The following is a 22397-nucleotide window of genomic DNA, read 5'->3' on the forward strand; positions in this document are numbered from 1 at the left end:
TCAAAGTCGCGAGGCGGTATCGCGCCGCCCCAAACCGGTCAAGTAGGCAGCCTGTCCTCAGCTTCAAGCCGTCAGGCCCCTTGCCTGCCGGAATTATTAGTATACAAATGATTTTCATGTCAAGGTCGGGGAGGGAAAAGCCTTTCCAATCCGCGACATATCCGTAGTCCAGCGATTTCGGTTTTCGGCGATGGATGAGAATGGAACCGGGGGCAACGTGGTGGCCGGCATCGATGTCGGCGGCACTTTCACCGACCTCATCCTGATCGACGCACGCGGCGACGGTGGCGTTCGCATCGCCAAGACGCCGACGACGCTCGACAACCAGGCGTTCGGCGTGGTCGCCGCCCTTGGCGACAGCGGTTTTCCGGTGCGCGACATCGACCTGATCGTCCACGGCACGACCACGACGACCAATGCCGTGCTGGAACGGCGGCTGGCCCGCACCGGCATGATCACAACCGCCGGCTTTCGCGACGTCATCGAGCTCGGCCGGCGCACCCGCCCGCAGGCCTACGGCATGACCGGAACCTTCGTGCCGGTCATTCCCCGCAATCTCAGGCTGGAGGTGGCCGAGCGCATCGAGGCCGGCGGCGTCGTCCGCACGCCGCTGGATGAGGAGGGCGTGCGCCGGGCGGTGCGCCGCCTGCTGGACGAGGGCTGCGAATCCCTCGTCATCCATTTTCTGCACTCCTACGCCAATCCCGCGCATGAGCGCCGTGCCGCCGAGATCGCGGCGGAGCTTTGGCCGAACGACCACATGACCATGGGCCATGCGCTGCTGTCGGAGGCGCGCGAGTTCGAACGCGGCGTGACGGCAGCCGTCAACGCCTCCGTCCAGCCCATCCTGGAGCGCTATGTGGGCCGTCTGCGCGGCGAACTCTCGGCACAGGGCTATGCGCGCGACTTCCTTATCATGAACGGAAACGGCGGCATGATCTCCGCGCGCTTCGTCACCCGCGAGGCCGCCAAGACCGTCATGTCGGGCCCGGCCTCGGGCGTCATCGCCGCCGCCTATACGGGCCGGCGCGCCGGCATCGGGAACCTCGTCACCTACGACATGGGCGGCACCTCGACCGACGTGGCGCTGATCCGCAACGCCGAGCCGGCGGTCTCCAACGAGATCGAGGTGGAATACGCCATGCCGATCCATGTGCCGATGGTGGCCGTGCACACCGTCGGCGCCGGCGGCGGCTCCATCGCGCGCGTCGATGCCGCCGGCCTGATCCAGGTCGGACCGCAGAGCGCCGGCGCCAATCCTGGTCCGATCTGCTACGGCCGCGGTGGCACGGAACCCACCATCACCGACGCCAATCTCGTGCTCGGCCGGCTGGCGCCGAGGAAACTGCTCGCCGTCGCCGACCCGGTGACCGCCGCCGACGTGACCCGCGTCTTCGCCGACAGGATCGGCCGCGCCACCGGCATGAGCGGCGTCGAGGCGGCGGGCGCCGTGCTGAGGTTGGGCAATCTGAAGATGGCAGGCGCGATCCGCATGGTCTCGGTCGCGCGCGGCCACGATCCGCGCGACTTCACCCTGTTCGCCTTCGGCGGCGCCGGTCCGCTGCACGCCTCGGCGCTGGCGCGCGAACTCGGCCTGCCGCGCGTGCTGGTGCCGGCGCGGCCCGGCATCACCAACGCGCTGGGCTGCGTGGTCGCCGATTTGCGGCACGACTTCGTCAACACGCTGAACCAGCCGGTGTCGAGACTGGACGAGGCGGCGGTGCGTGCCATTTTCGCCGCCCATGTCGAGGAGGGCAGGGCGCTGATCGCGCAGGAGGCGGTCAAGCCGGAGGAAATCCGAGTCCGCCACTCGGCCGACATGCAGTTTATCGGCCAAACCCATATCGTCAACGTGCCGCTGCCGTCCGCCAACGTGGACCGCGCGACCCTGCAGGCTCTGTTCGAGAAAGCCTATTTCGCCCGCTTCAAGGTGGAACTGCCTGAAATCCGCGCCAACCTGGTCAACCTCAACACGTCGGTCATCGGCGTACGGCCGGCAGTAGACCTTAGCCGGCTTATCGACCCGGCCGGCCGAGTCGACAGTCTGGGGGCGGCGCTGAACGAGACCCGGCCTGTCTGGTTCGATGGCGGCTGGCGCGATACGCCGGTCTACGCGCGCGAAAAGCTGCCGCTGGACGCCGTCCTCGAAGGCCCGGCCATCCTCGAACAGATGGATTGCACCACGGTGCTTGAACCCGGCGACCGGGCGCGAAGCGACGCCGACGGGAACATCGTCATCGAGGTGGGACGATGAGGGCGACACATTTAGGAGCTTCCTTGTCCTTGTTTACGGCAGGGCCATTGCATATGAACTTTTCTTTGGCCCGAAACCCCCAACCCTGTCCCCTCTCCACAAGGGGGAAGGAGACGCCGACGCGGCCGTTTCGCCCGAAATCCTCGATGTTTGTGGACTGTAGCTATGCCGCGAAGTTCCCCTCCCCCTTGTGGGGAGGGGTTAGGGGTGGGGGTGCGCTGGCGCTTGCCATTGCTGCTATTCTTTCGTTTTGGCAGTCCACCCCCACCCTCAATCCCTCCCCACAAGGGGGAGGGAGGCAGGCCGCGCCATGACCGTCCCCGTATCCCTCCTCGACACCCTCACCCTCTCCGTCATCCAGGCCGCCTTGCAGCAGGCCTGCGACGAGATGGATCTCGCTTTCTCCCGTGCAGCCTTCTCGCCGGTGATCGCCGAGGCGAACGACCGCTCCGACGGCATCTACTCGGCCGAAGACGGCGCGCTGATCGCGCAGGGCAACCAGGGCCTGCCGGTCTTCGTCGGCGTCATGCAGTATTCCACCCGCACCGTCATCGAGATGATCAGCGACGGACGCTGCCTGCCGCCGCAGGAGGGCGACATCTATATCGTCAACGATCCCTATCTCGGCGGCACGCACCTGATGGACGTGCGCTTCCTCATGCCGGTCTACCGGCAGGGAAAAATCTTCTGCTGGCTTTCCAACACCGGCCATTGGCCCGATATCGGTGGCGCGGTGCCGGGCGGCTTTTCCGCCTCGGCCACGGCGGTAGAGCAGGAAGGCCTGCGCCTGCCGCCGGTAAAACTGTTCAAGAAGGGCGTCCTCGACGCGGAAATCTTCGCCATCATCTCGTCCAACATCCGTGTCGCCGACCAGCGCATCGGCGACGTCAAGGCCCAAGCCGCCGCCCTGCTGGTCGGGCGCGAGCGATTGACGGAAATCCTGGACCGTTACGGAGACGAAACGGTGAGCGAAGCGATCGGCGAACTCCGCCGCCGCGCCACCGAACAGATGCGCGCCGAGATCGCCGCCATACCGGACGGAACCTACCGCTCGAAAGCCTTCATCGATTCCGATGGGGTGGTGGACGAGCCTCTCACCATCGCGCTCACCGTCGAGAAGAAGAGCGGGACGCTGTCGTTCGATTTTGCCGGCTCCTCGAAACCCTGCGCCGGCCCGATGAACAGCGTGCTGGCGACCACGCTGTCGTCCGTCTATCTGGCCATGCGCCATATCTTCCCGGATGTGCCGATCAATGCTGGCGCGTTCGAGCCGCTGATCGTCCAGCGCCCGGAAGGCACGTTCCTCGACGCGCGCTATCCGCGTCCCGTGTCCGGCTGCGCGGCGGAAGTGTCACAGCGCATCGCCGAAGCGGTCTTTGCCGCGCTGGTGCAGGCACTGCCTGACAAGGTGACGGCCGCGCCTGCCGGCTCCAGCGGCAATTTCGCGCTGGGCGGGCACGATCCGGCGCGCGGGCGCGACTACGTCATGTATCAGATCTCCGGCGGCGGCTACGGCGGCAATGCCGGCCATGACGGCCTGACCAACGGCTGCTCGACCATCGGCATTTCGAAATCGCCGCCGGTCGAGATCATGGAGCAGGCATTTCCGGTTCTCTACCGCCACTATGCGCTGCGCGAAGGCTCCGGCGGTGCGGGAAAACATCGCGGCGGCTTCGGCCTGGCCTACGAGGTGGAGCTTCTGCGCGGCGAGGCGCGCGCGTCCTTCGTCATGGATCACGGCCGCTTCGGCCCGCAGGGCGTGCTGGGCGGCAGGGACGGCGCAGTCAACGAGGTGACGGTGTTCCGCGGCGGCGAGGTGCATGTGCCGCTGCATCTGTCGAAGGAACAGGATATTCCGCTTCAGGCCGGCGACCGCGTGCGCGTCGGCACGCCGGGCGGCGGTGGTTTCGGCGATCCGACGGAGCGGGGCCCGGATTTGGTGCGGAGCGACGTCGAACTCGGTTACTATACCGAAGAGCAGGCGCGGGAAATGTTCGGGGTCAATTTCCCTCCCCCTTGGGGGGAGGGTGGCCGAACAGCCTGAGTACAACGAAGGCTGCGAGGTCGGGAGGGGTAACCTCAACCACGCCGACGTTTAAGGAAAGTCGCGCTCTACAGCCGGCAATCCCACCCATCTCCCTTCGCTCGGCACCCTCACGCGACGGGAAGGGAATCTACGCGATCTTCGCCAACAGCTTTGTCAGCGTCGTGGCCTCGCGCGCGCTGAAGGGACTGAGCGTTTCCTCTGTCGCCTTTCGTGCCAGCGGGATCAGGCGCTCGATGGTCTGGCGACCCTCTGCCGTGAGGTTGACCATCAGCCGCCGTTTGTCGCCCTCGTGCCTGGAAAGCTCGACCAGGCCACGCGCCTTCAGCCGGTCGATGACGCCTTTCACGGTCGCCGCGTCCATCGCGATCATCGCGCCGAGCTGGTTCTGTGACGTGCCGCCGTCCTCGAAAAGTCGGGCAAGTGCCGCGAATTGCGGCGGCGTCAGGTCGCCAACCTGGGATGCGAAGATCGCCACGTGCCGCTGGTGCGCCTTGCGCAGCAGGAAGCCGATCTGCTCCTGCAGATGGTAATCCTCGGGCGTCGTGGTATCGCCCTCGACCAGCCGCAGCAGGTTGTCCTCGCCGCTCATCGCTGCCCGTCCCAGACCTTGATGTCGGCGACCTCCAGCCCGCCCATGCGGCTGTGGACCCGACCGCCGCGCGCCATGGCGAGGCAGAACAGGATTTCGTCCGGCCGCGGGCCGTCCGCCGCGCGTACCTCGAATGCGTCGAAATGGCTGCGCACATAGGCGGCGTTGATGTGGCCGAGCGGGACGTCGAGCGTCGCGCCGACGCCGCCGACCTTCATCGCCGACGGTACGATCGCCTTGGCCTGCCCGAGCCGATCGCGCATGGCGTAGCCGCCGGGAACATGCCAGAGCGCGCCGTGTTCGATCTCGCCGGCGGCGCCGACGACAGCGCCCTTGCCGTAGCCGTCGATCCCCTCGATGCCGCCGAGTGCTGCGATCAGACGATCCGTCAATATCAGTCCGAGCGGTTTGAGATCGTCCATCGCCGGTTGCAGATCCTCGACATATTTGCCGGCAAATGGATTCTTCACCAGCGCGAAGGCGGCGGCGCGCCGGCGCGTTTCTGCCGGGGCCGGCCCGCCGTCGTGGAAGATCTCTTCCGTCACGATTTCGATCTTGCGGATGGGGAAATCAGGCATGTGGTCTCTCTCGAATTTTCCTGGTGGGATGTTCGGCAGGGTAGAGGGGGGCGAATGCGGCTTCGTCAACCGGCATGTGCCCGCAGATACGCGATTGCCCTGCGAGGAACAGCGCGGCCGCTTCGATCAGTCCGCAGCGGCGCAAATCCCCGGCGACGCCGAACCCGCGCTCCAGTGCCTCGGCGATCTCTGCGGACGACAGACCACCGACGCCGGTCGTTACTAACCTGCCGCCAAGGTCGCTGTCGGGCGCAAGCTCACGCGCCGGCTGCCGCGTCACGGCCGAATGACCGGGCAGGTCGACCGCGTTGGCGATGATGGTGGCGGCCGCGTCGGCCTCCGCCCCCGTGCGGGCCAGTACGGTCACCGCATCGGCGATGCCGAGCGAAAAGGAACGGCCGCGCCATCCGCTGGTGGCGATGCCGTGCACCCGGTCCCGCGCGCGGATGGTGATCCGGTCGGCGAAACCGTGTCCCGTTCCCGCGATCGCCAGCCGCATCGATTGCCCGGCCTCCAGATGAAGCGCGCTGTCGCCGCCATTGTTGACATAGGCGCGTTCGAGCCTGCGTCCGACGATCATGGCGGCCAGCACCTCGTCCGCCACCGCCCCGGCGACGGCCGCCATCGGCGTGATGAAGTCTGTCGCCAGCGGCGCGACCGCCGCTTCCATGCGGCGCGCGGTGGGACCAAAGAAGTTCGAGAATGCGGGGGGATAGCTACCCTCACTCCCCGCCCCTCCCCGCTGGGGGTAGGGAGACTCTGCGCCAACGCCGCGGTGGGCCACTAGCGATCTTGGGCCAAACGCTGGTGCCGGCGTCCCCCTCCCCCTTGCGGGGGTCCGAAGGACGGGCGAGACCCGCGGCTCGCCCCGGCAGGGACAGGGGTGGGGGTGGGGGTGCTGCGCGCCGCCTACAGGAAACACAACCGGCATCCGCAGCCTCGGCAGTTCCGCCACCAGTTCGGTCAGGATCGTGGCGAAGCGCGCCACCGCCTGCGCATAGGCCGCCCGCCTTTCATCCTCTTCGCCGAACGCTTCCACGATCAGGTCGATCGGGCCGTGGTTGAGGTGGAGCCGCCGTCCGTCCTCCAGCCAGTGCGCCTGCGGCCCGTTCATCGTGCCGCGCCGTCTTGCGCGTCGCGCCGCAATTGCGTCAGCGGCGGCCAGGGATTGTGTGCCGGCGCATGCGCGCCGCGGCGCGGGTTGAGGTATTCGCCGCCGCGCGCCAGCACGTCCTCGACGCTGCGGATCTCGGATTCGTAACCGCCGAGGCGCACATAGTCGTCGCGCCGCAGCGTGAATTCGATCGGCGCCACCAGCGCCGGCGTCGGCACGGAACCGAAGGCGTTGTCGGGCACACGCATGACGTCGACCATGAGCGTGATGCCGCCGCCCGGCCATACATAAACCGGCGCGCCGCCGACCGTGACATAGGTCTGCAGCCCCTGTACCGAGCGCGTGAGATTGACCGGGTTTTCGGTGACGCCGGCGCGCAGCGAGCCGCCCGCACCGCCGACGAACAGCACAGTGCACAGCGCCGGCTCGCAATTGTCCTCGATCAGGTCGACCGATTTGCGCAGCCGCTCGGGGAACGGCTTTTGAACCGGCTTCAGCTCGTCGTCCAGCTCGTAATAGGCGAATTGCTCGCCGGTGGTGGAGACCATCAGCAGGGACAGCCCCGGCCGCGCGCCCTTCTTCGGGTTCCAGTCGCCGAGGATCGACAGCGGATCGGAGATCGCCGTGCCGCCCCAGCCGAGACCGGGTTCGGAAACCTTGAAGTAGCGGCCGGGCGTCGAGCGGCGGCCGAGGATCTTGATGCCGGTGTCCGGCCAGTCGAGGACCTTGCCGGCCTGATGCTCGGAGACCACCCCGGTGATGTGGTCGTCGACGACCACGACCTCGTCCACCAGCCCGCGCCATTGCGTCGCGAACATGCCGATGGTGGCCGATCCGCAGCCGACGCGCATTCGTTCCTCGACCTTGCCGCCGATGACCGGCGGCTTGCCGGCCTGCACCACCACGCTCTCGCCGCCATCGATGGAAAGCTCCACCGCCTGCTTGTTACACAGCGCCAGCAGCGCGTCGCAGGTGGCGCGCCCTTCCGCCTTCGAACCGCCGGTCAGGTGATGCACGCCGCCGAGCGACAGCATCTGCGAGCCGTATTCGCCGGTGGTGACATGACCGACCGCCTCGCCTGCGGCGCGCACCGTCGCGGCTTCCGGGCCGATGAAGCGGTCCGTGTCGATCTTCACCTTGACGCCGCAATAGGAGAAGATGCCCTCGGTTACCACGGTGACGAGATCGACGCCTTCGACCTCCTGGCTGACGATGAAGGGGGCGGGCTTGTAGTCGGGATAGGTGGTGCCGGCGCCGATCGCCGTGACGAAGCGGCGGCCGGTATTGACCAGTTCACCGTCCCACGGCCCGGCGTCCGCGAAAGCCACCACCTCCGCGCCGGCTTCGGCCGAATGCTCCAGTACGGTGAGCGGATCCATACGCACGACGCGCCCGCCGACATTGCCGTAGCGGTCGCAGGCGCCGGTGCGGCCTTCGGCGATGTAGCACATGACCGGACAGGCATCGCAGCGGATCTTCTCCGCCACCTGTTTGGCGCCCGGATCATGCGTCTCGAAGCGTTCGGAGAGTTCGCTCATGAGGCCTGCGCCTTGATCGCCGCCAGGATCCGGCTCGGTGTCGCCGGCACTTTCCGCACCGTCACGCCGGTGGCATGGCGGATGGCGTTGAGGATCGCCGGCGCCGTCGGGATCAGCACATGCTCGCCCAATCCCTTTGCCCCGAACGGACCTTCCGGATCCGGCACCTCGACGAGGATCGTCTCGATCGGCGGCACGTCGCCGATGGTCGGAATGAGATAGTCGTGCAGGTTCTCGGTGCGGCCGGGGATATATTCCTCCATCAGCGCCAAGCCGATGCCTTGCGCGATGCCTCCCTCGATCTGGCCCTCTGCCAGGATCGGGTTGATCGCCCGGCCGACATCGTGTGCGGCCGTGATCTTGAGGAGTTGGACCGTGCCGAGCATCATATCGACCTCCAACTCGGCGATCTGCGCGCCGTAGCCGTAGACGGCGTAGGGGCTGCCCTGGCCCTTTTCGTCGAGCGCCGAAGTAGGCGGGTCGTAGGTCTCCTGCGCCGTGAAGACGAAGCCGTCGCCGTCGACGGGCAGCGTCGTCAGGTCGATGCGCCGCGCGGCCTCGCCTTCGCGGATGACCAGCGCACCCGCTTCCAGCGCAAGATCGGCCTTGCCGGAAACGTTGGCGAAGCGCAGGACCGCCTCGCGCAGCGCCCGTCCCGCCTTCTCCGCCGCCTTGCCGGAAACGAAGGTCTGGCGCGAGGCGGAAGTCTTGCCGGCGTCCGGCGTGATCGCCGTGTCGGCGCCCCGAAGCCGGACCTTGTCCAGCGGCAAGCCCAGCGCGTCGGCGGCGATCTGGGCGATCACCGTGTTCGAGCCTTGCCCTATATCCACCGCGCCCTGATGCAGGACGACCTCGCCCTCCGCCGAAATCCCGATCTTGATCGTCGATGGATTGGGCAACGACGTATTGCCGCAGCCGTACCAGCAGGACGCCACGCCGACGCCGCGCCTGCGCGTGGGATGAGCGGCGTTGAAGGCCTCGGCTTCCGCCAGCGCGCGCGCCCAATGCGGCGCCAGTGCTTCCAGGCAGTCCGCGATGCCGACTCCTTCGAGCCGCTGGCCGGTCACCGTTTCGGAGCCGTTACGAAGCGCGTTCTTCAGCCGGAACGCCAGCCTGTCCATGCCGAGCTTCGCGGCCAGCTCGTCATACAGGCTTTCCTGCATGATCGTCGCCTGCGGCACGCCGAAGCCGCGGAAGGCGCCTGAGATCGGGCCGTTGGTATGGATGGCGTGGCCGGCGGCGCGATAGGTCGGCGTCAGATAGGGACCGGACGCATGGACCGGCACGCGGTTGGCCACTGTCGGCCCCCAGCTTGCATAGGCTCCGGTGTTGAACTCGCCTTCGAACATCATGCCGACGACCTTGCCGTCGGCGTCCGCGCCGACGCTTGCCCGCATGGCCGCGGGGTGGCGCTTGGTGGTGGACATCATGGATTCGGTGCGCGTGTAGGCGAGCGCCGCCGGTCGCCTTGTCTTCATCGCCACCAGACCGATCAGCGGCTGCACCGAAACGTCGAGCTTGGAGCCGAAGCCGCCGCCGGTGGCGGTCGGCACGATCCTCACCTTTTCGGGCACGAGCCCCAGCACCTTGGCGGTGTCGTCGCGGTCCATGTAGGGCGCCTGCGTGCAGGCGACGACCGTCAGCGTGTCGCCGTCCCAGGAAGCATAGCCGGCTTCCGGTTCGATATAGGCGTGCTCGACATAGGACGTCTCGATCGCGCCCGACACGACATAAGCGGCGGCGGCGATGGCGGCGTCCGGGTCGCCGCGCTCGACGAGCCCGGACGTGAGCACATTGTCGGGCCGTCCGGAATGGATGGCCATGGCGTCTCTGGTCTTCGCCTCGCAGGGCTGAAGGACATGGGCAAGCTCGGTCCATTCGACCGGGAAACCGGAGAGGTCGAGATCGGCCGCCGCTTCCCTCTCGCAGGCGACCAGCGCCACCGCCTCGCCGCGAAACCGCGCCTCGCCGTCAGCCAGCGCCGGCTGGTCCGCGAACGGCGCGATGACGCCGAAGCAGTTGGTGCCGGGAATATCGGCGGCGGTGAAGACGCCGGCCACGCGGGGGTTGTTCCTTTGCCATGCCGCGATATCGCCGAAGCGGAAGCGGGCATGATGGTGCGGCGAGCGGATAACGAGCACCGCCAGCGCGTCGTCGGGAAAGGAATCCGCGCCGAATTTCTCTGCGCCCGTCACCTTTGGAACGCCGTCCAGCCGCGCGACTCGCGCGCCGACGGCCTTGCCGGAAGGGGGAAAGCCGGAGCCCGGTGTTCCTGCGGCTGCACACCCCCATCCCTGCCCTTGCCGGGGCGAGCCACGGGTCTCGCCCGTCCTTCGGACGCCCACAGGGGGGAGGGGAGCGCGGTCAATAGCGTCCTCGCGAAAGCCGTCGGCGTCGCAACATTGTGGCGCTGCCGCAAGGTCCCCCTCCCCCTTGTGGGGAGGGGATAGGGGTGGGGGTGCGACGCCATCCGCACTTGCCAATTCCCTTGAAGGAGAGACAGCCGGCAGCTCAGTCCGGGAAAGACCGTCGGCGATGCAACATGCCGCATCCATCACCGCCGCGATGATCTTTCGATATCCGGTGCACCGGCAGAGCACGCCGCCGAGCGCGTCCTGGACCTCCGCTTCGCTCGGCCGCGGATTGTCCGCAAGCAGGGCCGTGGCGGTCACCAGCAGGCCGGGCGTGCAGATGCCGCATTGCGCGGCGCCATGCCTGAGGAAGGACGTCTGAAGCGCCGAGAGCCGGCCGTTGCCGAGCCCCTCCACGGTGGTGATCTCATGGCCGGCCGCGCCGGCGGCTGGCATCAGGCAGGCGCAGGCCGGCGCGCCGTCCACCAGAACCGTGCAGGCGCCGCAGTCGCCTGCGTCGCAGCCCACCTTGGTGCCGGTCAGGCCGAGGTCGTCGCGCAGGACGGCGGAAAGTCGGCGCATCGGCTGGACATGGACCGAGACCGGCGCGCCGTTGACGCCGAAGGCGATGTCGATGCGCCCGCCGCTCATGCCGCCATGCTTTCCGGGGTCAGGCCGGCCGCGAGGCAGACGGCGCGCGCCGCGATCTCGCGCGCTGCTTCCAGCCTGTAGGCGGTGCTACCGCGCACGTCGTCGATCGGCGAAAGCTCTGTGACGGGCGCGCTCCGGACGGCGTTCGCAAGCGACCCGTCGACAGGTCGGCCGATGAGCGCCGTCTCCACACCGGTCAGGCGCGCTGCGGTCGCCGAACAAGCGCCGACGGCGATCGCTGCCTGCTCGATCCGTCCGTCCGTCACGACCAGCCGTGCCGCCGCCATGGCGATGGAGATGACAAGATAGCGCCGCGCGCCGAGCTTGACGAAAGCCGAGCGCCCCGCGCCGGATGCGCGTGGAATGCGGATGCCGGTCACCATCTCGCCGTCCCGCATGGCGGTGCGGCGGTTGCCGAGAACGAAATCCGCCAACTTCGGGCTTCGCCGCGCATTTCCCGAGCGAAGTTCGACCACCGCGTCCAGTGCCAGAAGGGCCGGCACGCCGTCGGCGGCGGGCGAGGCGTTGCACAGATTGCCGGCGATTGTGGCGACGTTCTGGATCTGGACGGAGCCGACCTCGCGCGCGGCCTGTTTGAGCGCGTCGAAGGCCGGTGGCAGATCGCTGTTGGCGATATCCGTCCATGTCGTGCGCGCGCCGATAAGCCAGTAGTCTTCGGTTTCCCCGATGCCGCGAAGCCCGGCCAGTCCGTTGATATCGAGGATGTTTTCCCGGATCGGCCGGTTGCCGAGCGCGGGATAGAAATCGGTGCCGCCGGCGACGATCCGCCACGGCGCTTCGCCGAGCAGGGCGAGCGCCTCGTCGAGGCTGGTGGGTTTAGCGTAACGCGTCACGCCGGGCCTTCCCGCAGTTCCCCGCCAGCCGGCGTTCACGGCGGAATCCCGCTCGCAGCCGGCCAAGAATTTGTTCGTATGCAAATGATATCGCGTCGGCTGGATTTGTCAAAGGCGGGTTTGCGGGCGCGTCGTTGGACGTGCCGGAAGGTTGACGTCGTGCGCCAACTGGTCGAGGGTCTGCCGCCGCTCCCGGCCGGGAGCGCGACTCCGGAGATTGCCGATGACCGAGCAAGCGCTGATCGTGATCGATTTGCAGAACGATTTCTGTCCCGGCGGCGCGTTGGCGGTCGCCGGGGGCGACGAGATCGTGCCGCTGGTCAACGACCTTGTCCGCAATTTCGACCACGTGGTGATGACGCAGGACTGGCATCCGGCAGGCCATTCCAGCTTCGCCTCCAGCCATCCCGGCCGCCGGCACTTCGAAACCATCGACATGCCCTACGGGCCGCAGACGCTATGGCCGGATCATTGCATCCAGGGCAGCCTCGGCTCCGATTTTCATTCCGGCCTCGCCTGGACCAAGGCCGAACTGCTGATCCGCAAGGGATTCCGCAGCGCGATCGACAGCTATTCCGCTTTCTTCGAGAACGACCACAAGACGCCGACCGGGCTGGCCGGCTATCTGCGCGAGCGCGGCATCGGCGAAATCACCCTGTGCGGTCTTGCGACCGATTTCTGCGTGGCCTATTCGGCCCTGGACGCCGCCGAACAGGGGTTTTCGGTGACGGTGCGGCTGGACGCCTGCCGGGGCATCGATCTTGACGGCTCGGTCGAGGCGATGCTGAAGCGCATGCGCGCGGCCGGCGTGGCGCTGGCGTGATGGCATCGATGGGCGCACGGCTTCGACGGGCAATGTAATGCACCGACGACTTGATTGTTGAGGGGGCGGAATGCGTTCAGCGAAAATTCTGGCGGCGGCAGTCGCCTTGCTTCTTGTTGCCGAACCGGCTTTCGCATCCGAAGGCGGTCTCCCCGGCGACGCCATGTCGCTTGTCTGGGCTGTCCCGTTCGCCGGTCTGCTGCTCTCCATCGCCACCGGACCCCTGCTGTTTCCGCATGTGTGGGAACATCACTACGGCAAGATCGCCGCCGGCTGGGCGGCTGTGGTGATCGTGCCGCTGGCTGCCTCGTTCGGCTTGACGGAGGCCGGCGCGGCGGTCCTGCATGCGCTCCTGACAGAATACATGTCCTTCATCATCCTGCTGTTCGCGCTGTTCACCATAGCCGGCGGCATCCTGGTGGCGGGCAACATCCACGGCACGCCGCTCGCCAATGCCGGCCTGCTTTTGATCGGCGCCATGCTGGCTTCCGTCGTCGGCACGACAGGCGCTTCGATGATCATGATCCGGCCGCTGATCCGCGCCAACGACAACCGGCCGTTTAACGCGCATGTCGTCGTCTTCTTCATCTTCCTCGTGTCGAACATCGGCGGCTCACTGACGCCGCTGGGCGATCCGCCGCTCTTCGTCGGCTTCCTGCGCGGCGTCGACTTTTTCTGGACCACAGTGCACATTTTCCCCGACACGCTGTTCGTCGCGGGCGTGGTGCTCGCGTTGTTCCTCGCTATCGACATCTTCTTCCACCTCCGCGAGGAAGGGATGCCGAAGATCAAGGATCCGACGCCCGATTCCAAGGTGCGGCTTCGCGGCCTGCCCAACCTGCCGCTGCTGGCGGGCGTCATCGGCGCCATCCTGATGTCGGCCTGGTGGAAGCCCGGTCCAGCCTTCACCGTTCTTGGCGTGACGGTCGAGTTGCAGAACCTCGTGCGCGACATCATCATTCTTGCGCTCGCCTTCGTCTCGCTTGCCGTATCGCGCAAGGAATACCGCGCCGCCAACGGCTTCGACTGGGGGCCGATCGCCGAGGTTGCCAAGCTGTTTGCGGCCATCTTCATCTGCATCGTGCCGGTCGTCGCCATCCTCCAGGCCGGAGCGCAAGGCGCGCTGGCGCCGCTGGTGGCGATGGTGACCGGCGCGAACGGCCAGCCCAACGACCTCGCCTATTTCTGGCTGACGGGCCTGCTCTCGTCCTTTCTCGACAACGCGCCGACCTATCTCGTCTTCTTCGAACTGGCCGGCGGCAACGCGCAGCATCTGATGAACGAATTCGCCTCGACGCTGGCTGCCATCTCGGCGGGCGCAGTCTTCATGGGCGCCAACACCTATATCGGCAACGCGCCCAATTTCATGGTCTACGCCATCGCGCGCCGCCGGGGCGTGCGTATGCCGTCCTTCTTCGGCTACATGGCCTGGTCGGGCCTCGTGCTGATCCCGACCTTCGTCCTGTCCAGTCTGATCTTCTTTTAGGTTACAGGGCGGCGTCGCCGGCGCCGCGGATCGCCTCGATATTGGCGCGGTAGGCTTCGACGCTGCCGCCCTTGAAGATCGCCGCACCCGCGACGAGCACGTTGGCGCCGGCTGCGGTCACCAGCGGCGCGGTGTCGGGCGCAATGCCGCCGTCCACCTGGATATGGATCGGCCGGTCGCCGATCAGCGCCTTCACGCGCCTGATCTTGTCGATCATGGCGTGGATGAAGGCCTGGCCGCCGAAGCCGGGATTGACCGTCATCACCAGGATCATGTCCAGCCGGTCGAGCACATATTCGATCGCGCTCTCCGGCGTCGCCGGGTTGATCGCCACGCCGGCCTTCTTGCCGAGATTGCGGATCGACTGCAGAGAGCGGTCGAGATGCGGTCCCGCCTCCGCATGCACGGTCATGCCGTCGGCGCCGGCCTCGGCAAAGGCCGCGAGGTAGGGATCGGCCGGCGCGATCATCAGGTGGCAGTCGAAGAACGCCTTGGTGCGATTGCGGATCGTCTTGATGACGGGCGGGCCGAAGGTGATGTTGGGCACGAAATGCCCGTCCATCACGTCGAGATGGATCCAGTCCGCGCCGGCCGCCGCGACGGTCTCGACCTCGTCGCCCAGCCGGGAGAAATCCGAAGCCAGGACGGAGGGCGCAATCAGGGTCTTGGCGATCATGGCTGTTCTCGCTCCTGCAATTTTCCTTCGCCTAGCCGCCGCGGCCCGGCTTGTCGATAGCAAAGGGCACGGAAGAGGACGGCGCCTTCCGTATTCCCCCGCTTCCGTGCCATCCGCGCAAGGCATGTCGGACGCGACGGCGATCGGTCTCGACAATGCCGGATTTTGCTGCACAGTGTCGGCTTCCGTCCGGAATGGCCGATTGGAGAACGACAGATGCGTGCTGGAATCGTCATGGCGTTGATAGGCGTCGCATTGTCAGGGTGCGCGTCCGGCACGATCGCGGCGGGAGAGGACGCCAATGTCTCCTCGTCGCTTCAATATGACGGTGTCGCCTGCAAGCAGTTGATCGGCGAACGCGATGCGCTTGCCGCGCGTTACGGCCTCTCGCGGGATGCCAAGCCGGTTTTCACGTCTTCTCCCACCGGACTGGGCACCGTCATTCCCGACATGCGCTCGGGCAGCAGGCGCGAAGCCGATCAGGCCGCCGGCCGCGTCGATGCCATGAACCGGTCTCTCGTGAGGCGAAAGTGCGTCGCCGCGCCGAAGGGGTGAGAGCGCCGGCCTCTCAGTAGCCGGCCTCGCGGTCCACCAGATTCTGAAGCGGTTCGCCGCGTTCGAAGGCGGCCATCTGCTCGAGCATGATCGGCACCAGATGCGTGGGGTCGGACGTCGCCGCCGCATGCGGCGTGACGAAGACCTTGGGATGGGTCCACAGCGGGCTGGTCTTCGGCAGCGGCTCGACCTCGAAGACGTCGAGGCTCGCTTCCTTGAGCGTGCCGTCGTCCAGCGCGCGCAGGATGTCGGCGTCCTTCTGCAGGCGGCCGCGCCCGGCGTTGATCAGCACTGCGCCGCCCAGCCCGTTGCGCCTGCGCAATTCCTTCAGCAGGCCGTAGTTGACCATGCCGCGCGTGGCCGGCGTCAGCGGCAGGAGCACGACGAGGATGTCGGTGGCGTTGAGGAACGGCACCAGTCCGGCGTCGCCTGCGAAGGTGGTGACGCCGGCAAGCGCCTGGTCGCGCCGCGACCAGCCATTGACGTGGAAGCCCAGCGCCGCCAGCGCCGAGGCGGCGGCGCGGCCGAGATTGCCGAGACCCATGATGCCGACGGAGATGTCGGCCGCCGTGCGCTGCGCCGGTTCGCGCCAGATCTTCTTCGTCTGCTGCACCCTGTAGAGCGCGCCTTGCCGATGATGGTCGAGCACGCGCCAGACGATGTATTCCACCATGTGCTGGGTGAGGTTGTCGGCCACCACGCGCACGATCGGCACGTCCGGCACGGTCGGATCGGCCAGGATGTGGTCGACGCCCGCGCCGATCGAGAAGATGGCGCGCAGGTTCGGTAGCGACGAAAGCAGGTTGGGCCGCTGCTTCCACACCACCGCATAGGTGATCGACGGGTCGGTGGCGCCGTCGGGCTCGGTCACCACCGTGCGTTCGCCGGCAAGCAATTCATACCAGCGCTGCGGGTGCATGCCCGTCAGGGCGAGCAGTATCCGCCCCTTGGCCTGCGGCACATCGCTGTCGGCCTCGTCATTCATGGCCATTGTCCATTTCCTTTTCCTTGGCCGTCACTCGCTGACCACGCCGGCTGGCGCCGTCTCGATGCGGAATGCCGCCGAGATCAGCGCGCGCGTGTAGTCGGTTTGCGGCGCTTCGAATATCTGCTGCGCCGGCCCGGCTTCCACGATCCGGCCATTGCGCATGACGATGACATGATTGGCGAGGGCGCGCACGACCTTGAGATCGTGGCTGATGAAGAGATAGGCGAGGTTATGCCGCGCCTGCAGGTTGCGCAGCAGGTCCACCACCTGCGCCTGCACGCTCATGTCGAGCGCCGAGGTCGGCTCGTCCAGCATCACGAAGCGCGGATTGAGCACCATGGCGCGTGCGATGGCGATGCGCTGGCGCTGGCCGCCGGAGAATTCGTGCGGGTAGCGATGCCGCGTCGCCGCGTCGAGGCCGACTTCTTTCAGCACGTCCACCACGCGCCGGTCGCGCCCTTCGGCCGACAGCTTCGGCTCGTGGATCTTCAGGCCTTCCTCGATGATCTCGGCCACCGACATGCGCGGACTGAGCGAGCCGTAGGGGTCCTGGAAGACGATCTGCAATTCCCGGCGCAGCGGCCGCATCGCGTTGAATGACAGCTTGTCGATGTCTCTCCCGGTGAATCTGATCTCGCCCTTGGACGAGATCATGCGCGCCAGCGCAAGGCCGAGCGTCGTCTTGCCCGAGCCGGATTCGCCGACCACGCCAAGCGTCTGCCCAGCGCGCACGGTGACGTCGATGCCGTCGACGGCCTTCACATGGTCGACCGTCTTGCGGAAGAAGCCCTGCTTGATCGGAAACCAGACCTTGACGTCCTTGCCGGTCATCACCGCCTCGGCCTTGTCGTCGGCGGCCGGCGGTCTGCCCTTCGGTTCGGCCGAAAGCAGGTGGCGGGTATAGGCATGCTGTGGATTGGCGAAGATGTCGGCGGTCGGGCCGCTCTCGACGATCTTGCCCTTCGTCATCACGCAGACACGGTCGGCGATCTTGCGCACGATACCGAGGTCGTGGGTGATGAACAGCATCGACATGCCGTTGCGCTGCTTGAGCTCTGCCAGCAGTTCGAGGATCTGCGCCTGCACCGTCACGTCGAGCGCGGTGGTCGGCTCGTCGGCGATCAGCAGTTGCGGCTCGTTGGCCAGCGCCATGGCGATCATGACGCGCTGGCGCTGGCCGCCGGAAAGCTGGTGCGGATAGGCGCCCAGCCGCTTTTCGGGATCGCGGATGCCGACCTCTTTCAGAAGCGCCAGCGTGCGGGCGCGCGCCGGCTCGGCCCGCATGCCCTGGTGAACGGAAAGGATTTCGCCGATCTGCCGCTCGATCGTGTGCAGCGGATTGAGCGAGGTCATCGGCTCCTGGAAGATCATGGTGATCTTGTTGCCGCGGACCTTGCGCAATGCCGCTTCGTCGAGCGCCATCAGGTCCTGGCCGTCGAACAGGATCTTCCCCGACGGGTGCGACGCCGGCGGGTAGGGCAGCAGCTTCAGCACCGACAGGGCCGAGACGGATTTGCCGGACCCGGACTCGCCGACCAGTGCCACCGTCTCGCCCCTGGCGATGTCGAAGGAGACATGGTCGACCGCGAGCGTTTCGCCGCCGCCCTGCGCGAAGGCGACGGACAGGTCCTGGACGGAAAGGAGGGGCTCGCTCATCGGAACGTCTTCCTCGGATCGAAGGCGTCGCGCGTCGCTTCGCCGATGAAGATCAGCAGCGACAGCATGAGCGAGATGACGATGAAGCCGGAGATGCCGAGCCATGGCGCGTTGAGGTTGCGCTGCCCCTGTTTCAAGAGTTCGCCAAGCGAGGCCGAGCCGGGCGGCAGGCCGAAGCCGAGGAAGTCGAGCGAGGTCAGCGTCGAGATCGAGCCGTTGAGGATGAAGGGCAGGAAGGTCAGCGTCGCCACCATCGCGTTGGGCAGCAGATGGCGGAAGATGATGGTGCGGTTCGGCACGCCGAGCGCGCGCGCGGCGTTGACGTATTCGAAGTTGCGGGCACGCAGGAATTCGGCGCGCACCACGCCGACGAAAGCCACCCAGGAAAACAGCAGCATCAGGCTGAGCAGGATCCAGAAGCCCGGCGGCAGCACGGCGGCCACGATCAGGAGCAGGTAGAGTACGGGAATCGCCGACCAGATTTCGATGAAGCGCTGGAAGATCAGGTCGGTCCAGCCACCGAAATAGCCCTGGATGGCGCCCGCCGACACGCCGATGACCGCCGAGCCGAGCGTCAGGATGAGGCCGAACAGCACCGATATGCGGAAGCCGTAGATGACCCGCGCGGCGACGTCTCGCGCTTGGTCGTCGGTGCCGAGCCAGTTCCAGTTGCCGACGATGCAGTCGGGGTCGTTCTCGCCTTGCGGATATTGCGCGCAGCGCGTCTTCCTGTCGTATTCCCAGGACGGCTTGGCGGGCGCGGCCTCGGGCACGGCGTTGTTGACGGTCTGGTAGGAATAGCGGATCGGCGGCCAGATCATCCAGCCATGCGCGTTGATCTCGTCGCTGATCACCGGATCGCGGTAGTCGGCGACCGCGTAGAAACCGCCGAACTTTTCTTCCGGATAGGCGACGAGGACGGGAAACAGGATTTCGCCCTTGTAGGAGGCGATGATCGGCTTGTCGTTGGCGATGAATTCGGAAAACAGCGACGCCACGAACAGGACGAGGAAGATCCAGAGAGACCAGTAGCCGCGGCGGTTGGCCTTGAAGTTGGCCCAGCGCCGCTGGTTGAGCGGCGACAGCCACGGCCTCTTCACGGCATCCGGCCCGACCTCCTCGCGCTGCGTCTCCACCGACGCCTTCAACTGGACGTCCGACATCTCAGACGTCCCTCCGCTCGAAATCGATGCGCGGGTCGATCCAGGTGTAGGTGAGGTCCGAGATCAGGCTGACGACGAGGCCGATCAGCGAGAAGATGTAGAGGTTGGCGAAGACGACGGGATAGTCGCGGTCGACGATCGACTTGAAGCCGAGCAGGCCGAGTCCATCCAGAGAGAAGATGTTCTCGATCAGCAGCGACCCGGTGAAGAAGGCGGAGATGAAGGCGCCCGGAAAGCCGGCGATGACGATCAGCATGGCGTTGCGGAAGACATGGCCGTAGAGCACCCGGTGTTCCGACAGGCCCTTGGCGCGGGCGGTCACCACATACTGCTTGCGGATTTCCTCGAGGAAGGAGTTCTTGGTGAGCAGCGTCGTCGTCGCGAAGGCCGAAAGCACCAGCGCCGTCAGCGGCAGCGTCATATGCCAGAAATAGTCGACGATCTTCTGCGGCCAGGACAGTTGGTCCCAATTGTCGGAAACGATGCCGCGCAGCGGGAACCAATCCCAGAACGAGCCGCCGGCGAACAGGATCATCAGCAATATGCCGAACAGGAAGGCCGGGATGGCGTAGCCGACGATGACGATCGCGCTGGTCCATGTGTCGAAGGTCGATCCGTCCTTCACCGCCTTGCGGATGCCGAGCGGAATGGAGATCAGGTAGGAGAGCAGCGTGATCCACAGGCCGATCGAGATCGAGACCGGCATCTTCTCCAGGATCAGGTCGACCACCGAGATGTCGCGGAAATAGCTCTGCCCGAAATCGAAGCGCGCATAGTTCCACAGCATCAGCCCGAAGCGCTCGAGCGGCGGCTTGTCGAAGCCGAACTGCTTTTCCAGCTTGGCGATGAACTCGGGATCGAGGCCCTGCGCGCCGCGATACTTGGAATCGGCACCGCCGGCCGCGTCGAAGCCGCCGCCCGCCAGGTCGCCGCCGCCACCGCCGCCGAGACGATCGCCGGAATCGCCGCCCTGGCTGGTGAGCCGGGCGATCACCTGTTCCACCGGGCCGCCGGGTGCGAACTGGATGATGACGAAGGACACCGCCATGATACCGAACAGTGTCGGGATCATCAGCAGAATACGACGCAGAATATAGGCGCCCATCAGGTGTCGCGCCTTCCATCGGTTCGCATCATGCCGGCCGCTCGTGCTGTTGTGTGTGCTATGCCGGTCCCCCTTGCGCCGGTCCCTGTGGCGCTGTCGCCATCGTCAGGCCTTGCCAATCTTCGCTGCCTTGTCTTGATCGAACCACCACAGCGCTTCCATCGCGAACCCGTAATCTGGCTTCGGCTCCTTGAAACCGAACATGTCCCAGAAGGCGACGCGATGATTCGCCGAATACCAACTTGGAATCCAGTCCATGCGTGCGCGCAAGACCCGATCGAGGCAGCGCATCACGGTTATCAGGTCCGCGCGATCTTTGACCTGGCTCAGCCTGTCGACCAGAATGTCGATCGCCGGGTCCGCCGTGCCGGGCAGATTACGCGACCCCTGCAGGTTGGCCGACCGCGAATGGAAGATGCCGTCCATACCCTCGCGCGTCGGCGTGGGAGAGAACAGCAGCGCCATCATGATCAAATCGAAGTCGAACGTCGCCTGCCGCTCCTGATGCTGTGCGGAGTCCACCAGGCGGATGGAGGCGTTGAAGCCGACGGCCCTCAGATTGTCCACCCAGGGCTGGCAGATGCGGACGAAGCCGTCGTCGTCCACCAGGAGTTCCAGGTCGAAGGCCTCGCCCGCGGCGTTGCGGAAAGCCGCGCCGGACCGCTTCCAACCGGCCTCGCTCATCAGCCTTTGCGCTTCCCGCAGCAGTTTTCGGTCGCGGCCGCTGCCGTCGGAGGGAGGGAGCGCATAGGCCTCGCCGAAGACCTCGGGCGGCAGCCTGTCGCGCAACGGCTCCAGCAAGGCCAGTTCATCCGGCGAGGGCGTGCCCTGCGCCTTGAAGTCGGACGTCTCGAAACAGGATTGTGAGCGGTCGTAGAGGCCGTAGAACAGCGATTTGTTGGTCCATTCGAAATCGAAGCACAGCGCGATGGCGCGGCGCACCCGCACGTCCCGGAACCGCTCGCGCCGCTGGTTGACCGCGACCGCCTGCATGGACGGGCGTTTCTCGGCGGGAAATTCCCGTTTCACCACCTTGCCGGCCTTCAGCGCCGGAAAATCGTAGCCGGTCGCCCACAGGCGCGACGTCGCCTCCTCGCGAAAGCACACGTCGCCCTTCTTGAAGGCTTCGAACGCCGCCTGCCGATTGCCGTAGAACTCGATGCGCAGCCTGTCGAAATTATAATGGCCGCGGTTGACCGGCAGGTCGGCGCCCCAATAGTCGGCCACGCGCTCCAGTTCGATGGTCTGGCCGGCGCGGACCAGGCCGACTTTGTAGGGGCCGGAGCCGAGCGGCGCTTCCAGGCGCGCGCTGTCGAACGGTACCTTGGCGAAATAGGCCTTCGACAGGATCGGAAACGTCACCACGTCCAGAATGGTGCGCTCCGACTGCTTTCCGGAAAAGGTGAGCCGCAGCGTCCGGTCGTCGACCGGTATCGTCTCGCTGAGTTCCCTGAGCGGCAGCGACAGGTCGGGATGCCCCTCGTCCTTGAAGAGGTTGAACGTATAGGCCGCGTCCTGCGCCGTCAGCGGCGTGCCGTCATGCCAGCGCGCCTGCGGCCTCAGGTCGAAGGTGAAACTGTTGCGGTCGGCCGAGATCGTCACCGTCTCGGCCATCAGGCCGTACACCGAATCTGGTTCGTCCAGGGCGCTCGTCATCAGCGAGTCGAAACACATCTCCATGCGCGGCGGCGAATCGCCCTTGGGCACGAAACTGTTGAGCGTATTGAAGGTGTAGGGGTTCTGGTTGAACACCCATTGCGACGGGCCGAAGTTGAATGTCCCCCCTTGCGGGGCATCCGGGTTCACATAGCCGAACTGCCGGAAATCGGGCGGATATTTCAAGTCGCCGAACGCCGACAGGCCGTGCAGCTTCACGCCGGTCTTCGTTTCGGCGAAGACGCGGCCCGGCAGGAGGGCCGCCGCACCCGCAGCGGCGCCGAGTGCCAGGAAATCGCGGCGACCCATCATG

The 22397-nt window shown here is 66.5% G+C and carries 16 protein-coding genes and 2 pseudogenes; 5 read left to right on the forward strand and 13 right to left on the reverse strand.

All coding sequences use genetic code 11. From position 1 onward, the window contains the following. Nucleotides 1-190: 190 nt before the first annotated feature. Complete coding sequence (locus tag ABMA46_RS15065; protein ID WP_349000511.1) at nt 191-2254, forward strand: hydantoinase/oxoprolinase family protein; 2064 nt, start codon at nt 191-193, stop codon at nt 2252-2254. Between the two features lie 310 nt (nt 2255-2564). Then, nucleotides 2565-4298 (forward strand): hydantoinase B/oxoprolinase family protein, encoded by a 1734-nt coding sequence (locus ABMA46_RS15070; protein WP_349000513.1) that lies wholly within the window; start codon nt 2565-2567, stop codon nt 4296-4298. A 130-nt stretch (nt 4299-4428) separates the two neighbouring features. Here ABMA46_RS15070 and ABMA46_RS15075 read toward each other — a convergent pair whose 3' ends face one another. The 7 genes and pseudogenes from ABMA46_RS15075 to ABMA46_RS15100 all read right to left on the reverse strand — a co-directional run bounded on the left by ABMA46_RS15075 (nt 4429) and on the right by ABMA46_RS15100 (nt 11976). Then, complete coding sequence (locus ABMA46_RS15075; RefSeq protein WP_349000514.1) at nt 4429-4890, reverse strand: MarR family winged helix-turn-helix transcriptional regulator; 462 nt, start codon at nt 4888-4890, stop codon at nt 4429-4431. Next, nucleotides 4887-5468: an amino acid synthesis family protein gene (locus tag ABMA46_RS15080; RefSeq protein WP_349000516.1), complete on the reverse strand. Its 582-nt coding sequence runs from the start codon at nt 5466-5468 to the stop codon at nt 4887-4889. Before ABMA46_RS15080 ends, ABMA46_RS15075 begins: the two co-directional genes overlap by 4 nt. Then, nucleotides 5461-6162, reverse strand: a pseudogene (locus ABMA46_RS15085) (UPF0280 family protein); the annotation flags it as partial. The gene ABMA46_RS15080 and the pseudogene ABMA46_RS15085, both read right to left, overlap by 8 nt. 222 nt (nt 6163-6384) lie before the next feature. Further along, nucleotides 6385-6582 (reverse strand): annotated as a pseudogene (locus ABMA46_RS21390) (UPF0280 family protein); the annotation flags it as partial. Then, the gene (locus ABMA46_RS15090) at nt 6579-8120 is read right to left on the reverse strand and encodes a 6-hydroxynicotinate reductase (protein ID WP_349000518.1); all 1542 of its coding nucleotides are present in this window, start codon (nt 8118-8120) and stop codon (nt 6579-6581) included. The pseudogene ABMA46_RS21390 and the gene ABMA46_RS15090, both read right to left, overlap by 4 nt. After that, nucleotides 8117-11122 carry a molybdopterin-dependent oxidoreductase gene (locus ABMA46_RS15095; RefSeq protein WP_349000520.1) on the reverse strand — a complete coding sequence of 1002 codons (3006 nt, stop codon included), beginning with the start codon at nt 11120-11122 and terminating at the stop codon, nt 8117-8119. The genes ABMA46_RS15090 and ABMA46_RS15095 overlap by 4 nt, the downstream gene beginning before the upstream one ends. Further along, entirely contained in the window at nt 11119-11976 is an 858-nt protein-coding gene (locus tag ABMA46_RS15100; RefSeq protein ID WP_349000521.1) for an FAD binding domain-containing protein, read from the reverse strand. The genes ABMA46_RS15095 and ABMA46_RS15100 overlap by 4 nt, the downstream gene beginning before the upstream one ends. Nucleotides 11977-12199: 223 nt before the next feature. Here ABMA46_RS15100 and pncA point away from each other — a divergent pair, with 223 nt between their 5' ends. Together pncA and ABMA46_RS15110 are read left to right on the forward strand one after the other, a co-directional pair. After that, nucleotides 12200-12799 carry a bifunctional nicotinamidase/pyrazinamidase gene (gene pncA, locus ABMA46_RS15105; protein ID WP_349000522.1) on the forward strand — a complete coding sequence of 200 codons (600 nt, stop codon included), beginning with the start codon at nt 12200-12202 and terminating at the stop codon, nt 12797-12799. A gap of 70 nt (nt 12800-12869) precedes the next feature. Then, a complete protein-coding gene (locus ABMA46_RS15110) occupies nt 12870-14285 on the forward strand; it encodes a sodium:proton antiporter (protein ID WP_349000524.1) in 1416 nt (471 codons plus the stop codon). A 1-nt stretch (nt 14286) separates the two neighbouring features. On the opposite strand, the gene rpe is transcribed toward ABMA46_RS15110, so the two are convergent. After that, entirely contained in the window at nt 14287-14961 is a 675-nt protein-coding gene (gene rpe, locus ABMA46_RS15115) for a ribulose-phosphate 3-epimerase (RefSeq protein ID WP_349000525.1), read from the reverse strand. A gap of 216 nt (nt 14962-15177) precedes the next feature. Here rpe and ABMA46_RS15120 point away from each other — a divergent pair, with 216 nt between their 5' ends. Beyond that, entirely contained in the window at nt 15178-15516 is a 339-nt protein-coding gene (locus ABMA46_RS15120) for a hypothetical protein (protein ID WP_349000527.1), read from the forward strand. A gap of 13 nt (nt 15517-15529) precedes the next feature. Here ABMA46_RS15120 and ABMA46_RS15125 read toward each other — a convergent pair whose 3' ends face one another. The 5 genes from ABMA46_RS15125 to ABMA46_RS15145 all read right to left on the reverse strand — a co-directional run bounded on the left by ABMA46_RS15125 (nt 15530) and on the right by ABMA46_RS15145 (nt 22393). Further along, nucleotides 15530-16507: a 2-hydroxyacid dehydrogenase gene (locus ABMA46_RS15125; RefSeq protein ID WP_349000528.1), complete on the reverse strand. Its 978-nt coding sequence runs from the start codon at nt 16505-16507 to the stop codon at nt 15530-15532. A 24-nt stretch (nt 16508-16531) separates the two neighbouring features. Beyond that, nucleotides 16532-18160 carry an ABC transporter ATP-binding protein gene (locus tag ABMA46_RS15130; protein WP_349000529.1) on the reverse strand — a complete coding sequence of 543 codons (1629 nt, stop codon included), beginning with the start codon at nt 18158-18160 and terminating at the stop codon, nt 16532-16534. Continuing rightward, nucleotides 18157-19323, reverse strand: a complete 1167-nt coding sequence (locus tag ABMA46_RS15135) for an ABC transporter permease (protein WP_349000530.1) — start codon at nt 19321-19323, stop codon at nt 18157-18159. The genes ABMA46_RS15130 and ABMA46_RS15135 overlap by 4 nt, the downstream gene beginning before the upstream one ends. A 1-nt stretch (nt 19324) precedes the next feature. Further along, nucleotides 19325-20428: a microcin C ABC transporter permease YejB gene (locus ABMA46_RS15140; RefSeq protein WP_349000531.1), complete on the reverse strand. Its 1104-nt coding sequence runs from the start codon at nt 20426-20428 to the stop codon at nt 19325-19327. A 105-nt stretch (nt 20429-20533) separates the two neighbouring features. After that, nucleotides 20534-22393, reverse strand: a complete 1860-nt coding sequence (locus ABMA46_RS15145; protein ID WP_425475755.1) for an extracellular solute-binding protein — start codon at nt 22391-22393, stop codon at nt 20534-20536. Nucleotides 22394-22397: the final 4 nt, after the last annotated feature.

Source organism: Mesorhizobium hunchu (genome assembly GCF_040081975.1).
Classification (GTDB): Bacteria; Pseudomonadota; Alphaproteobacteria; order Rhizobiales; family Rhizobiaceae; genus Mesorhizobium; species Mesorhizobium hunchu.

What these genes read in the sequence shown, in the direction of transcription:
- ABMA46_RS15065 (WP_349000511.1), top strand. Translation starts at nt 191, where the DNA reads ATGGATGAGAATGGAACCGGGGGCAACGTGGTGGCCGGCATCGATGTC.
- ABMA46_RS15070 (WP_349000513.1), top strand. Translation starts at nt 2,565, where the DNA reads ATGACCGTCCCCGTATCCCTCCTCGACACCCTCACCCTCTCCGTCATC.
- ABMA46_RS15075 (WP_349000514.1), bottom strand. Translation starts at nt 4,890, where the DNA reads ATGAGCGGCGAGGACAACCTGCTGCGGCTGGTCGAGGGCGATACCACG.
- ABMA46_RS15080 (WP_349000516.1), bottom strand. Translation starts at nt 5,468, where the DNA reads ATGCCTGATTTCCCCATCCGCAAGATCGAAATCGTGACGGAAGAGATC.
- ABMA46_RS15090 (WP_349000518.1), bottom strand. Translation starts at nt 8,120, where the DNA reads ATGAGCGAACTCTCCGAACGCTTCGAGACGCATGATCCGGGCGCCAAA.
- ABMA46_RS15095 (WP_349000520.1), bottom strand. Translation starts at nt 11,122, where the DNA reads ATGAGCGGCGGGCGCATCGACATCGCCTTCGGCGTCAACGGCGCGCCG.
- pncA (WP_349000522.1), top strand. Translation starts at nt 12,200, where the DNA reads ATGACCGAGCAAGCGCTGATCGTGATCGATTTGCAGAACGATTTCTGT.
- ABMA46_RS15110 (WP_349000524.1), top strand. Translation starts at nt 12,870, where the DNA reads ATGCGTTCAGCGAAAATTCTGGCGGCGGCAGTCGCCTTGCTTCTTGTT.
- rpe (WP_349000525.1), bottom strand. Translation starts at nt 14,961, where the DNA reads ATGATCGCCAAGACCCTGATTGCGCCCTCCGTCCTGGCTTCGGATTTC.
- ABMA46_RS15120 (WP_349000527.1), top strand. Translation starts at nt 15,178, where the DNA reads ATGCGTGCTGGAATCGTCATGGCGTTGATAGGCGTCGCATTGTCAGGG.
- ABMA46_RS15125 (WP_349000528.1), bottom strand. Translation starts at nt 16,507, where the DNA reads ATGGCCATGAATGACGAGGCCGACAGCGATGTGCCGCAGGCCAAGGGG.
- ABMA46_RS15130 (WP_349000529.1), bottom strand. Translation starts at nt 18,160, where the DNA reads ATGAGCGAGCCCCTCCTTTCCGTCCAGGACCTGTCCGTCGCCTTCGCG.
- ABMA46_RS15135 (WP_349000530.1), bottom strand. Translation starts at nt 19,323, where the DNA reads ATGTCGGACGTCCAGTTGAAGGCGTCGGTGGAGACGCAGCGCGAGGAG.
- ABMA46_RS15140 (WP_349000531.1), bottom strand. Translation starts at nt 20,428, where the DNA reads ATGGGCGCCTATATTCTGCGTCGTATTCTGCTGATGATCCCGACACTG.
- ABMA46_RS15145 (WP_425475755.1), bottom strand. Translation starts at nt 22,393, where the DNA reads ATGGGTCGCCGCGATTTCCTGGCACTCGGCGCCGCTGCGGGTGCGGCG.